Source organism: Arenibacter troitsensis, from assembly GCF_900177645.1.
Classification (GTDB): domain Bacteria; phylum Bacteroidota; class Bacteroidia; order Flavobacteriales; family Flavobacteriaceae; genus Arenibacter; species Arenibacter troitsensis.
Genome location: NZ_FXAO01000008.1, coordinates 53,484 through 68,388, shown reverse-complemented (window position 1 = coordinate 68,388; position 14,905 = coordinate 53,484). Strand labels below are relative to the sequence as shown.

11 protein-coding genes are annotated in these 14,905 nt (G+C 38.9%); all 11 read left to right on the top strand.

All coding sequences use genetic code 11. The features are described 5' to 3' along the window. The first annotated feature begins 17 nt into the window (after positions 1 to 17). The 11 genes from B9Y87_RS17310 to B9Y87_RS17260 all read left to right on the top strand — a co-directional run bounded on the left by B9Y87_RS17310 (position 18) and on the right by B9Y87_RS17260 (position 14,752). Positions 18 to 875 carry an alpha/beta fold hydrolase gene (locus B9Y87_RS17310; protein ID WP_085500236.1) on the top strand — a complete coding sequence of 286 codons (858 nt, stop codon included), beginning with the start codon at positions 18 to 20 and terminating at the stop codon, positions 873 to 875. 428 nt (positions 876 to 1,303) lie between these two features. After that, positions 1,304 to 1,762, top strand: coding sequence for a CPBP family intramembrane glutamic endopeptidase (locus B9Y87_RS22435; protein WP_394334970.1), 459 nt, complete (start codon positions 1,304 to 1,306; stop codon positions 1,760 to 1,762). 844 nt (positions 1,763 to 2,606) lie between these two features. Then, positions 2,607 to 3,461, top strand: a complete 855-nt coding sequence (locus B9Y87_RS17300; protein ID WP_085500234.1) for an SDR family oxidoreductase — start codon at positions 2,607 to 2,609, stop codon at positions 3,459 to 3,461. A gap of 11 nt (positions 3,462 to 3,472) precedes the next feature. Next, positions 3,473 to 4,201, top strand: a complete 729-nt coding sequence (locus tag B9Y87_RS17295) for an FAD-binding oxidoreductase (RefSeq protein ID WP_085500233.1) — start codon at positions 3,473 to 3,475, stop codon at positions 4,199 to 4,201. Next, positions 4,201 to 5,352 carry an ergothioneine biosynthesis protein EgtB gene (egtB, locus tag B9Y87_RS17290; protein WP_085500232.1) on the top strand — a complete coding sequence of 384 codons (1,152 nt, stop codon included), beginning with the start codon at positions 4,201 to 4,203 and terminating at the stop codon, positions 5,350 to 5,352. Before B9Y87_RS17295 ends, egtB begins: the two co-directional genes overlap by 1 nt. Beyond that, positions 5,349 to 6,293, top strand: coding sequence for an L-histidine N(alpha)-methyltransferase (gene egtD / locus B9Y87_RS17285; RefSeq protein ID WP_085500231.1), 945 nt, complete (start codon positions 5,349 to 5,351; stop codon positions 6,291 to 6,293). Before egtB ends, egtD begins: the two co-directional genes overlap by 4 nt. An 83-nt stretch (positions 6,294 to 6,376) precedes the next feature. Continuing rightward, a complete protein-coding gene (locus tag B9Y87_RS17280) occupies positions 6,377 to 7,216 on the top strand; it encodes a hypothetical protein (protein ID WP_085500230.1) in 840 nt (279 codons plus the stop codon). A gap of 500 nt (positions 7,217 to 7,716) precedes the next feature. Next, complete coding sequence (locus B9Y87_RS17275) at positions 7,717 to 9,441, top strand: amidohydrolase (RefSeq protein ID WP_085500229.1); 1,725 nt, start codon at positions 7,717 to 7,719, stop codon at positions 9,439 to 9,441. A gap of 25 nt (positions 9,442 to 9,466) precedes the next feature. Further along, on the top strand, positions 9,467 to 9,802 hold the full coding sequence (locus tag B9Y87_RS17270) for an avidin-fold protein (protein ID WP_085500228.1): 336 nt from the start codon (positions 9,467 to 9,469) through the stop codon (positions 9,800 to 9,802). Between the two features lie 203 nt (positions 9,803 to 10,005). Next, entirely contained in the window at positions 10,006 to 11,703 is a 1,698-nt protein-coding gene (locus tag B9Y87_RS17265) for a response regulator (RefSeq protein WP_085500227.1), read from the top strand. 412 nt (positions 11,704 to 12,115) lie between these two features. Further along, positions 12,116 to 14,752: an MGH1-like glycoside hydrolase domain-containing protein gene (locus tag B9Y87_RS17260; protein WP_085500226.1), complete on the top strand. Its 2,637-nt coding sequence runs from the start codon at positions 12,116 to 12,118 to the stop codon at positions 14,750 to 14,752. The last annotated feature ends 153 nt before the right edge of the window (positions 14,753 to 14,905 follow it).

Here is a 14,905-nt window from a genome sequence, read left to right as displayed (position 1 = left end):
TGTCCTAAAATTACAAAATGAAATCATTATTCAGATCCGAAGAAGGAAAAAAAGAAATTATAAATCTTTACGAGCAAAAATTAAGGGGTTTAGACATCGATTATAATTACAAAATTATTGAAACTACCTTTGGAAAAACCAATATTATTATAACAGGAGACTCAACAAAACCCCCTATTTTGCTGATACACGGTTCCAATGGCTGTGCTCCCATAGCGTTAGAAACGTATCCCAATCTGTATAAAGATTTTCAAGTATTTGCCATAGATGTGCTTGCCCAACCAAATAAAAGTGCTGAAACTAGATTGAGTATGAAAGACAACAGTTATGGCATATGGATCCATGACATTATACATCAGTTAAAACTTAAGAATGTTACCATGGCCGGTTTTTCCTTTGGGGGATTGATCATACTAAAAACATTGCTTCAGAATGAAAAAAATATCAAAGAAGTATTTTTGTCGGCCCCTGCTTATATCGTCAATGGAAATCCACTAATTTTATTATTCAGTGTGTTTCTTCCTATGAAGCTTTATATAAAAACCCAAAAGGTCAAATACCTTGAAAACTTCTTAAAAACCCTATTTACCGAGCCAGATAATTTTGCTCTTAAATATTTGGCAAAAGTCTTTATTCAATTTAGAATGGATTTTACTCCTGTTCCCGTTATAACCAAAGAAGAGGCCTCACAAATAAGTACTCCAATTACCCTGTTTGCAGCTAAAAAGGATATAATGTTTCCAGGGGTGAAAATGCTAAAACGCTCCAAAAGGATTTTTCCTTCCTTAAAAAAAGTAGTAATGTTGGAAAACTCCAAACATGTCCAAAACAGGGTGGATAATTATGCGATCGAAAAAATAATATTGAAAAATTAAAGTGCTGCGTGTATATTTACACTACGCTCACATTTAACCTAAAACCATTATAGGGCAAACATAGTAAATTGAAAGATTTTTTTACATTATCAATCGTCCAGGACAAGGAAGGGAAGAAAAGATATCGGTGGCAAATTGCAATAACCTTACTAATTCTCTTCATATTTGGTTCCTTAATAAACATACCTTTTAGTAGGGAGGTTAAAAGATTGAAAATCGAGGCCGGATTGGCAAACCTTAATCTGAAGGGATCAATTTATGATGAGCTATTGACCATTGGCAGTAGTAGTCTTGTTTTGGGTACAATATTGATTTTTATTGGGTTGTGGGTTTCTTCTAGAGCCAATCTGGGAGCTCCGCTACTGGTTAGTTTTTTTTCCAAGCAGCCCACACACAAAACATTCCATTGGAAAGCCTTACTTTTAAGTATGTTTTTGGCAACAATAGTAGTCGTACTCCTATTGGTAGCATTTGAAGTGCAAAAAGAATTTTATCCAGTTTCGCATAAACTAACACGCCCATCCAAACCCTTTTATGCCCTTGTGTCATTCTCGGCCGGAATTAGCGAAGAAATAATATTTAGGTTAGGTTTGATGTCTTTAATAATTACGGTCATTCAATTTTTGAAAAAGTCTGAAAATCCGTCGAATAAAATGATATGGACTGGCATAATAATTTCAGCAATAGTATTTGGCCTTGTTCATCTCCCCTTATCAAAGAATTTTGTGGAGCCAACGCCTTTTAGCATCGGCATAACAGTGATAGGTAACTTAATAACGGGGTCAACATTCGGGTGGATATTTTGGAAAAGGGGATTATTGATCGCAATTCTGTCCCATATCACCTTTGATCTAGTCTTTCACGTCATTGGCACACCATTTGGTTAAAAAACAATTGTGATTTATATCAATACCGCGTAACAAAGCATCATCTACCCTTGCATAGGGCAGGAGAGTTGGAGTTCCTTCATCTACCCAAATTATTTACCAAAATTAAGGAGGGGTAGGATCATAATTCCAACCAGCCACATAGGGTGATTTTTTTTGCCTTGTTGTTCATTTTGAATGGAATGGGAAGTCACCAGATTCACCTGAGGGATTATCCTATAAAAACGCAACAGTTTTAAAATAGTCACAGGTTAAGTACATGCTTTTCAGGAAAATCCCAATTAAGATGGACATCTAATTTTATTTACAGAGGAATTTGTACTGAATTAATTTCCAAATCTACCATAGAATTTATTCCCCATCTTTACAATTATCATATTAATGAACCACTAGTTGAAGGAGGTAATTTCAATGAAGTTATCTTATGGGGTTGGAATACCACAACACCTAGGCAAATAGAAATATTATAGCCACCAAGCTGTAGTTATATCTATTGACAAAGTAGCTCCTTTTAAAAAAACATGGAAAAATTTAAAAAAACCGAATCCTTAGAAAAGGTATTGGAAGTTTTAACGACAAACAACTAGAATGATTATTATAAATGGAAACTATGGGTGGATGCTGGTGGCTATTTTGGCCGTCTTGCCCCATTTTTCTATTATGGCAAGTTCATATCGATTTTTCCCTTGGGTTGTCTTTTAGCTTGAATAAAGTTGCTTGAACCCTTTTGGATAAAACCTGGCTGATCGAAGTAGTAGCCATAGGCTTGGGAATGATTGTATGGGTAACTTCTATAAAAGAAAGTATAATGGCATATCGATTACAAATTAAAAAAATATAACCCATGAAAATTGCAGTAACATCCGTTAGCGGACAATTAGGGGCTTCAATAGCAAAAGCATTGATTCAGGAAATTGGAAAAGAAAATGTAATAGGTATTGCACGCACTCCTGAAAAGGCCAAAGATCTGGGTGTGGAAGTAAGAAAAGGCGATTACAATAGTCGTGAAGATTTTGATGCCGCCTTAAAAGGAGTTGATAAATTGTTACTGGTTTCGGGAATGGACCACCCTCAAAAGAGAATTCAGCAACACCGTAACGTAATTGAAGCCGCAAAACTAAACGGAATTCAAAAAATAGTGTACACCAGTATTGTAGGCGATGAAAAAAATACGGCATTTAGTCCTGTGGTACAAAGCAATCGCCAAACGGAACAAGATGTGCGCAACGCTGGATTACAATGGATTATTGGCAGAAACGGCATTTATATTGAACCCGACTTGGAATATATGGATACCTATGAAAAAGAAGGAAGGATTACCAACTGCGCAGCAGACGGAAAATGTACATATACCAGTCGTGAAGAATTGGGTTTTGCTTACGCACAACTACTTTTAAATGATGGGCTTAACGGACAAACCCTAAATCTTGTTGGAGAAGCCATTACCCAAACCCAATTGGCGGAATATATCAATCAGGTGTATAAAACCAATTTAAAATACACTACTGTTTCCGTTGAAGACTACAAAAAAGAACGGCAGGCGGCCTTGGGAGAATTTCTAGGAACTATCATTGCAGGCATTTATGAAGGCATAAGACATGGTGCCAACGAGGTGGTTTCAGATTATGAAAAAGCGGCCGGCAGACCACATAAGTCCCCTTTGACCATGATAGACAATTATCATAAAAAGCTTTCATAAAAAATAAAAGCATGAGTTTTATTGAGACCATATTAAAATCCGTAGTATTAAATGATGCCGTAATCACCGAGAAAGTGAAGCTTTCTGAGGCTGCTTATAAAATTCGCCTACAAAACGATACCATGGGCAAGATCAACTTTATTCCCGGTACTTTCCTGCGTATGGGACTCGGAATTGGCAAAGACGAATTGTCCCTAAAGGACAAAATGAGAAGCTATAGCATTTGGGATATCAACAAAGACAAGTCATATATAGATGTAGCCATTGCCACCCACAGTAATGGTATTGGCAGTCATTGGATAAAAGAATGCCATGTGGGCCAAAAAATTTATTTTAAAACCAAAAAGGGCAACTTTCTAGCGGATGATACCGCAGAAAATTACATAATGATAGGCGATCTATCTGCGTTATCACACCTTTATATGATTCGCAGAAATATAGGCAAAGACAAACAGGTGGAAAGCATTTTGTACAGCCAAAACCAACAGGACCTATTTCCTGATATTGATGGCAGCCTCCCATTCGATTTTTACGAATTGCCAGAAAATCCTTCCGACCAGATCATTGCCTTGCTACGAGAAAAAGTAGCTACTTTTAAAGGTAAAAGAATGGCATACATAGCCGGAGATAGTAGACTTTGTGTAGCCTTGAACCGGTTTTTTAGACAGGAACTGCATTGGGGAACCAAACAAATCAAAACCAAACCCTTCTGGAATCCAGATAAAAAAGGACTTGAATAATGGAAATATTGGACCAGTACAAAGAAGTTCGTTCTTATACGGAGCAAATCTGCAGACCACTCCAAACCGAGGATTACGTGGTGCAGGTTGCCGAATTCGCCAGTCCGGCAAAATGGCAATTGGCACATAGCAGTTGGTTTTTTGAAACCTTTATCCTGCTTCCCCATCTCCCTGATTATAAGCTTTTCAATAAAGATTTCCCCTACTTGTTCAACAGTTATTATAACAATGCGGGAGATAGGGTCTTAAGGGCGAAACGCGGTAATCTCACTAGACCAACAACCGATGAAGTTTATGCTTACCGACAATATGTGGATACTGCCATGGGTCAATTATTGCATCAAAACTTGGATGCCTATATGGTTCAATTGGTCACTTTAGGCCTGCATCACGAGCAACAACATCAAGAGTTATTGCTGAGTGATATCAAATACATGTTTGGACAAAACCCACTATTTCCTGTCTATGATTCGGACACTAGGTTACTGGGCCAAGAAAGGAATACAGAAACCGGTAGCGCGAAAATCCCAGAAGGTGTATACACTATTGGTTACCAGGGAGAAGGTTTTTGTTTTGATAATGAATTGGGAGTCCACAAGGTATATTTACACGATTTTGAGATTCAAAAAGGCTTGGTGACCAATGGCGAGTACCTCGAGTTTATGGCAGCTGGTGGTTATACAGATTTTAATTTGTGGTTGGATGAAGGTTGGTCCTGGTTAAAGCAAAACCAAGTTTCAATGCCTTTGTATTGGCATGAGGTAGAAGGCCAATGGATGCATTATACCTTAAAAGGATTTCAGAAAATAATCGAAAACGACATTTTAAAACATATAAGTTATTATGAAGCCATGGCTTTTGCTGAATGGAAAGGCATGCGGTTGCCCACAGAATTTGAATGGGAAATAGCTTCAGGCCAACTTAATTGGGGGCAGCGCTGGGAATGGACCAATAGTGCTTATTTGCCTTACCCTGGTTTTAAAAAAGCCGATGGTGCTATTGGCGAATACAATGGCAAATTTATGATTAATCAAATGGTGCTGCGTGGAGGCTCCATAGCCACCTCCCCAAAACATAGCAGACCTACCTATCGCAATTTTTTTCACCCAGGTGCCCAATGGCAATTTACCGGAATACGATTAGCAAAATGAACAAACAATTCGCCATAGATGTTAAAGAGGGTCTAAGTAAAACCCCTAAAAGCCTGTCATCAAAATATTTTTACGACGAAAAGGGTTCTGCTCTGTTTTCTGAAATAATGAAATTGCCCGAATATTATTTGACCAATGCAGAGTTTGAAATTTTTCAAAATAAAGCTTCCGAAATTATTGAACTATTGGGCCTCACCTCGGAAAAAAGCTTCGACCTTATAGAGCTTGGTGCTGGCGATGGGTACAAAACCATTGAATTACTTAAAGCATTGGACCACTGCAATTTTCAATACCAGTACACCCCAATCGATATCTCCGCAAAAGCCCTACATCAAATTGAAGGAAATATACAGCGGCAATTCCCAAAGAAAAAAATAAGCCCCAAACTAGGCGACTATTTTCATATCCTTCATGAGTTAAAGGCCTCTCCCCTTCCTAAGGTCGTTTTGTTTCTTGGTTCCAATATTGGCAATATGGAAAATGTGGAAGCCAATTCCTTCCTTATCCATCTTAGTGAAAACTTATCCAAAGGCGATAAAATTATACTTGGGGTAGATCTAAAGAAAAGCAAGGACATTGTGCTGCCTGCTTATAACGATAGTCAGGGTGTTACCAGTGCGTTTAACCTAAATTTATTAAGCAGAATAAACAGTGAGCTGGAAGCTAACTTTAATACCGATTTATTTGAACATGCCCCCATGTACGATGAGCGGGAGGGAGTAGCCAAAAGCGCTCTCAAGAGCATTGTGAATCAAGAAGTAGAGATTAAAGGTTTGGACATGAAAGTAGCTTTCAAAAAAGAAGAACAGATCCACACCGAAATCTCACGTAAATACGATGACTCCGTAATTCAAAAAATCTGTTTGAATACGGGACTTAACCTTATTGGAAAGGTCACGGATTCCCAAAACTATTTTGCCGATTATATTATTGGGAAATAATAATCCAAGGAATAAAAATTTGGCTTACCAGAGCATGTCCCAATCAAAAAAACGTAAATTGGAACTTAATAAAATAGTTGAAAATGGTGTCAAGAACATTAATTATTATAGCGATAATATTATGGTCCTGTAAAAGTAATGATTTGGATAACGGGGCTCTGCAAGCGGGTAGTTTCAATATAGAAAAAGACCTCCTATTAGTTCAGTATGATTGTAAAACAGATGTTGATGACCTACACACTATGGCTGCCTTTTTTACACTCATGTTCGATCCCAATTTTTCTAAAATAAATTATCACGCCGTTGCAGGCACCTATGGTATTCAGAGTGGCTTATACGTTCCGCCCAATCCATTATTGGAATTGGCATTTAAGGACCATTGGACGGATGCACATAATAATACACAAACCGCAGTGGAACAAGTGAGGTCCAAAATTACTGCAACCCTCTTAAACCAAGGTGATGTGTGGATAGCCGAGGCGGGCCAATCAGATTTTACCGCAGAACTTATTAAATCCATTCAAGCCAATTTACCGGAAATAAACACTTCCGAAAATATACATGTGGTGCAACATTCTGATTGGAATGAAAAATCTACCTCTCCAGAGGATCTTGAATTTGTAAAGAAAAACACCGATTATCATAAGATATCGGACGGCAATGTTGTTGGCAATGGGACACCTGGGTTTCTGTCAGCAGAATACACCCAGTGGAGGGATAAATTAACAAATCCAAAATTGATTGAAGTTTGGGAACTCGCTATTGAAATCTCAAATGAATATAACGGAAAAGATGGTCGCTACAACAATAAGGCCATTTCTCAAGGCGGCTTGGACTTTTCAGATCTTTCTGAAGTTTGCTGGATTTTAGGAATCAATGACATTAAGGATACGGCTGAATTTTTTAATATCTATTCCAATTAAAAAATCCACCAATCCTTAATTAAATATTTTTTGAAAAAATCTAAATGGAAATGACTTGTCTTATGGATTTAGAACAAATGGTCCATCTTTTCCAACGATGAAATATACGACTAAACCTATTTAATGCCCCTTTGGGAAAATAATTTCGGGTTGTAATTCTAAGTTTCCCGGCAATACAGTAAATGCTGAGATAAGTCCTTCTATAGTTTTGAATGGCAATGGTGCATTACAATCGAGAATATGAATTTACAGGACTACCGATATGCACAGTTAAAACTGTTGCCACCAGCTACAAGCATTATAATTTACATAAGCGAGTCTACCTTTATTAGGTGATTAAGATTATTCTGCTATAACACTACAAGCACTGGATTATAGGCCTCCTTTCGGATATTCCCATGGCAAGCTTTTGTTTGAAAGTCCCAGGTTCTCCACAATTTATCATAAGTCAGTAATAAGTTTCCTCTTAAAATTGTAAATTCAACTTTTAAGAAAAGAATATGAAGCCATTACGAATCTCGTTATCCCTGGGAGCTATTATAACTTTGCTCCTATTTACCTCGTGCCAGGACACTGAAAAGGAATCGGCCACCATGCTTATTTATGGAGGTAATATTTATACCGTAGATACCACACGGCCCACGGTGGAAGCAGTAGCCGTGAAGGGCAACATCATACTATTTGCTGGTAGTCTTGCCGAAGCCGAGCAATACAAAAGTGCCCAGACCCAACTTTTGGATCTAGAAGGCAAAACCATGACCCCAGGATTAATAGAAGGCCATGGCCATTTTATGGGATTGGGTTACAATGAATTGAATTTGGATCTCAGTAATACTACCAGTTATCAGGAAATTGTAGATGCCGTGGCCGAAAGGGTCAAAAAGGCGGCACCTGGAGAGTGGATTACGGGTAGAGGATGGCATCAAAGCAAATGGAAAGAAATGCCGTCAGAATTAGTAAATGGCTTTCAAACACACGATTTACTTAGTGCTATTTCCCCGGACAATCCGGTTTACCTTGGGCATGCCAGTGGCCATGCAGGTTTTGCCAATGCAAAGGCCATGGAAATCGCCGGTCTATTGGAATTGTCCAAGGAAGGAATAAGCAAATTTGAGGTCGAGGGTGGCGAGGTAATGCGAGACGCTATGGGAAGGCCTACGGGTATTTTCAATGAGCTCGCCGAAAGCATTATTACAAAACATATCCCGGAAAACACCCCAGCAAAAAATATTGAGGCATTTGAAATGGCGGTTGCCGCCTGCCATAAAAATGGTATTACCAGTTTTCATGATGCTGGCATAGGCAGGGAGACCATAGCACTTTACCAAGAAATGAAGGCTAAGGATAAAATGAAAATTCGCCTATATGGGATGCTAACGAGTTGGGATAAAGAATTGCTTAACGATTGGTATGAAAAAGGACCAATGATAGATTCCGATAATTTAATGACGATTAGATCCGTTAAATTAAACTGTGACGGTGCCTTAGGTTCCAGAGGGGCTTGGTTATTGGAGTCTTATAGTGATAGACCAGGGCACTTTGGACACGAAACCCTCCCGATGGATTTTGTAGAAGAGACGGCGATCAATGGGCTTCAGTATGGCTTTCAAATATGTGCGCATGCTATTGGTGATAGGGCCAACAGGGAAGTACTTGACCGTTACGAATCGGCCTTTTCCAAATTCCCCCAACGGGTCAACGACCACAGGTTCCGTATAGAGCACGCACAGCATTTACATCCCGATGATATTCCGCGCTTTGCGCAATTAGGGGTAATTCCTGCCATGCAGGCCATACATATGTCTTCGGATAGGCCTTGGGCCATTGACCGTTTGGGAGAACAGCGAATAAAAGAAGGGGCATATATGTGGCAAAGCCTTTTAAAAAGTGGTATCCCCATTGTGAATGGCACCGATGTACCTGTGGAACCACTAAACCCTATTGCCAGTTTCTATGCCAGTGTAACAAGAAAAACTATGCAAGGAACGCCTGATGGAGGTTATGAGCCTGGAGAGAAAATGACCAGGGAACAGGCGCTGAAATCCTATACCCTGGATGCCGCTTATGGGGCATTCGAAGAAAACATAAAGGGTTCTATAACTATTGGTAAATTGGCAGATTTTACCATATACGACAGGGATTTAATGGAGGTCCCGGAAAAAGAACTTTTGCATACGGAAGTTGCCATGACTATTTTTGATGGCAAAATAGTATACACCAAATAGTATTGATTTTAAATGGAAGGAACCCATGAACTATAACAATAAAAAATTTAAAACTATCCTAAATTCCAATAATGGGGAGACTTCCAGCGAGACTATTTTCGAATACCGGCAAAAGGGCAATATTTTAACTTCAGAATACCAGGGTGGGCAAATTGTAAAAGGACAATTGATAGGTTTGGTGGACAAGGAGGGCAATATAGACATGCGGTATCATCAGGTTAACGATAAAGGAGAATTAATGACCGGGGTATGTCATTCAAGACCAGAAATTTTGTCCAACGGAAAAATCAGACTTCACGAAAATTGGCAATGGACGAGTGGTGATAGATCCTTCGGAACATCCGTAATTGAAGAGATCTAAACACGGTAACCTCCTAGAAATAATCCTATTGGCTTACATTCCATTCTCCCTACAACATTGTGTTGCCTAGCTATAATGTAAGAATTTACTTATAATAAAATAAGGATATAGTCGTTCTACAAAAAGGAACGCTATCATCATTGCAAAAATAGGGTGTTCGAAGACCAATCATAAAACTATGTTGCGTTAATTTATTAATACCAATGGATGAATTCTCTTCTAGGCGAATAAAACTAGTATTCTGTTTATCAATTTTAACAACCCTGATATCCACCATTTGGTTTTTTATTGCCAGAAGCTTGGAATTGATGGAATTGAGCAGGTATATTGGGGCTACCGTACCATTTTTTATTATCTCAGCACTTGTTTCAAAAAATGGCAACCTCACCCTTGCCCGCTTTATCTACATGATCGCCTTTAATATAAGTGTTGCCATTACGGCTTCATTTATAGGAAAAGCAGGTAGTGTAGAGTTTATTCTGATGTTTGCCTTGGCCCTACCCTTCGTAGCCTTTTCCTATAGACGGGAGAGGAATTTTATAGTTCTATTTTCAGGGTTTTCCGTGCTACTGTGGTTCCTACTGTATTATACGGATTTTAATTTGTTCACCCATATCCATATGGATCCTGAATTGGCTGGTAAATATATTTATCCGGTCTCCATTGGGACCACTATTTTACTGGTAACCTATCAGTTAATTTATTTCTCTTATATAAATGCCCAATACTATTCCAGCATCCATAACCAGCGTGAAGAAGCCATAGAGGAATCCAATGCCAAATCAAGATTTTTGAGTATGATGAGCCATGAGATACGGACACCGCTAAATGCTATTACCGGCCTCTCGCACATACTCGGGGATTCCAATCCAAGACAAGACCAGGTACAGAATATAGAAGCGCTGAACTACTCAGGGAAAATTTTGCTGAACTTACTTAACAATGTTTTGGATTTTAGCAAAATGGAATCTACAACCATTACCTTGGATCCGATTCCTACCAATATCATGTTGGCCGTAAAACAAATTAAAAAGATTCATGAACCCAGTTGTTTGAGAAAAGGTATTGCCCTGGAATTGGAAATTGACGATGACCTTCCTGTTGTTCAATTGGATATAGTACGTTTTAACCAGGTAATAAACAACCTAGTTTCCAACGCCATCAAGTTTACCGATGAAGGAAGTGTAAGCCTGAAGATCACAAAATTGAACGAAACTGCAGATACTGTCCTTTTGCATACGGAAATAAAGGATACCGGTATTGGCATTGCCCAGGATCAACATGAAAAAGTATGGGAGGCATTTACCCAAGCCTCTACCAGTACAAATCGCTTGTATGGTGGCACCGGCCTAGGGCTGCCCATTGTAAAAAGTATAGTGGAAGCCATGGGCTCGCAAGTAAAAATTGATAGTGAGCCGGGCGTAGGCAGCAGTTTTAGTTTTGATTTGGAGTTAAAATTGGCCTCAAAAGAGGCATTGGAGCAAGCCACCAAGAAAAAGGAACATGATCTAAAGGGAAATCGAATTTTGTTGGTGGAAGATAATCAGATCAACGTCATGGTAGGGAGGCAAATCTTGGAAAAGGCCAACCTAGTCGTGGAAGTGGCTTATGATGGACAAGAGGCTGTTAACAAGGTTCGCGAAAATGATTACGATGCCATACTAATGGATATCCAGATGCCCATAATGGATGGTTATATGGCTTCCATGGAAATAAGAAAATTCAATACAGATACTCCCATTATGGCCCTATCTGCCTCAGTTTTTATGGAGGTGAAGAGCAAAATTATAGAAAGTGGAATGAACGGTTTCATTTTTAAACCTTTTGAGCCGGAAGACCTTCTGAATAAAATTGAGGATGCCATGCAAACCAAAATAACCGTTGCTATGGATAATAATTAAGAAGAACCGATACACATCACTGAAATTATTTGGGCATCTTAATTTAATACCGATTCTTCACAAAAATACTTCCCCGAAATAGGGTTCGTTTAGGGCATCGAATGGCATGGAACATATAAATGCCCTATAACAATTATCAATAATAAGAATACTCCTCCAACCTTCACGGGTAAATCTAATATGACTTCTTTAATTTGAATCGTTTTTTTTAATGGGATAACAAAAGTTTATCCATAAAAATAACAATTAGGTAATATTGAAGGGTATAATTACCAACTGAAGTAATTAGTCTTATTTTTACAATTATACCCGAATAAAAAATAGCTATTTACATTTTAGGGATAACTATCCAACTTTCAGGTTTTACACATCTATGGTTTAATTCTTTTAATTACGAAAAATCAATATCTCAATGGCACATTTTACCCCGAAAATTGCTGAGGAAGACAGACTGGCTGTTCCCGACGCCTACAAACATTGGAAAAAATGGGGTCCGTATTTGGCAGAAAGACAATGGGGTACTGTTCGGGAAGATTATAGCGAACATGGACATGCATGGGATTTTGTAGGTCACGACAAAGCTCGTAGCAACGCCTATAGATGGGGGGAAGAAGGAATAGGTGGCTTTTGCGACTCCAGGGAGATATTGTGTTTGGCTCCTGCTTTTTGGAACGGTAAGGATGATATTTTAAAGGAACGTTTGTTCGGCCTTACCAATAATCAAGGGAATCATGGGGAAGATGTCAAGGAACTTTATTTTCATCAGGTGTCTACACCAACCCATTCCTACTGTAAATACCTGTATAAGTATCCACATAAAAAATTTCCATATTTAGAGCTGGTCAATAACAACATTCGTAGCCGGGAAGATATGGAGTATGAATTGTTGGATTCCAAATCTTTTGATAACAATGCCTATTTCGATTGTTACATTGAATATGCCAAAGCGGACGTAGAGGATATTCTTATGAAAATCACAGTGGTCAATAGAGGCAGCAAAAAGGCAAATATACATGTGCTCCCTCACCTATGGTTCAGAAATTTTTGGAAACACAATAAAAGGTTTACACGTCCCAGTATCAAATCTATCTCGGATAATTGTTTACAATCCAGAAGTATTAGAAATGGCAGGTATTATTTTTACCATGAAAATGGCAAACAGTTGTTCTGTGAAAATGAGACCAACAATAAACGTATTTACAATGTTGATAATGAGGTGGCCTATGTTAAGGATGGTATCAACGACCATGTGGTAAATGGAAAATCTACCGTAAATCCGGAAAAAAATGGTTCCAAGTCGGCCGTATGGTATAAGTTTAAGCTAAAGGCAGGGGAAGAAAAGAGCATTAGGATACGGCTTAGTAAGAAAAAATTGGAGAACCCTTGGTCCGATTTTGATACGGTATTTGAACAAAGAATACATGAATGTGAGGAATTTTATGGCAATATCCTGAAGACCGACATGCCAAAAGGCCACCAAGCCATTGCCAAAAGTGCTTTCTCCGGTTTGTTATGGACCAAGCAATTTTATTATTATGATGTTTTTAAATGGCTTTTTGGAGGACCAGGGGAACCAAAACCTTTCCGTGCGGCGGCTAGAAATTTCACCTGGCAGCATCTTACCAATAGGCATGTAATATCTATGCCCGACAAATGGGAGTATCCTTGGTACGCGGCCTGGGACCTGGCTTTTCACATGGTTTCCTTTGTAGAAATAGACCCCTATTTTGCCAAAGAACAATTACTATTGGTGCTCCGGGAAAATTATATGCACCCCAACGGACAAATACCGGCCTACGAATGGAATTTTAGTGACGTTAACCCTCCTGTACATTCATGGGCGGTATGGAATGTTTATGAAAAGGATAAATTACGAACTGGCAAAGGCGATACCAAGTTTTTGGAACATGCATTCCAAAAATTACTCATCAATTTTACCTGGTGGGTAAACCAAAAGGACAAACATGGTACGGATCTTTTTGAAGGTGGATTTTTGGGTCTGGACAACATTGGAGTATTCGATCGGAATCACATGCCCGAGGGCGTTAGCAGAATGCAGCAGGCCGATGCCACAAGTTGGATGGCCATGTTTACGGTAAATATGTTGCGAATGTCTCTGGAGCTGGCCAAGACCAATAAGGTGTATGAGGAGTCTGCAGCCAAATTCTTTAGACATTTCCTGAATATTGCCTGGGCCATGCACCATATAGGGAAAAAAGATATCTCGCTGTGGGATGATGAGGACGATTTTTATTACGACGTGGTTGAACTTTCCAATGGGGCAACTAGTAGGTTGAAAGTACGCTCCCTAGTAGGTATAATTCCCTTATTTGCTGTTGAGATTATCCATAAGGATCTCTTTGAACAGTTGAAGGAGTTTAAAATAAGGGCTGCAGAAATTGTTAGGACCAGACCGGATCTGGCTTCCCTAATTTCCAATATCGAAGAGGCCAACAAAGATGGCAACTATTTATTTTCTATTATGAGGGCCTATAGACTGGAAAAACTCCTGAAGCGGCTTTTGGACGAAGATGAGTTTCTATCCGATTATGGGATTCGTTCCCTTTCAAAATATCACAAGGAACATCCTTTTGTATTTCAACACAACGGTCACTATTCCATCCACTATGAACCTGGGGAAAGTAGGTCCAATATGTTTGGCGGCAACTCCAATTGGCGGGGTCCCATTTGGATGCCATTGAATTACATGATCATTCAGTCGTTGCGTAAATATTATACTTTTTATGGACCTACCTATCAATATGAATTCCCTACTGGATCTGGAAAGAAATTAAACTTAAATGAAATTGCCAACGAGCTTACCAAAAGGTTGGTAAGGTTGTTCGAACCCAATTCCGAGGGTAAATTTCAATACCATGCGGAGGACCGGAATAAACTTTTCTCCAAAGACGAACATTTCAAAAACCATCATCTCTTTTACGAATTTTTTGATGGTGATAATGGCAAGGGTCTTGGGGCATCACATCAAACGGGATGGACGGCCTTGATCGCCAATCTCATTATGGAAATGAAAGAATCGGAGTCTTAGCTCTTACATTTCTCAAACACCCATACAATATAGACCCCTCCTTTTGGGGTCTTATTCATTTATAGACTCAAATTTCAACCATATTTATTATCTTTCTAAAGTGCAAGGAATCATTACCTGTTTCCTTCACATCATAATGCGCATATACCCATT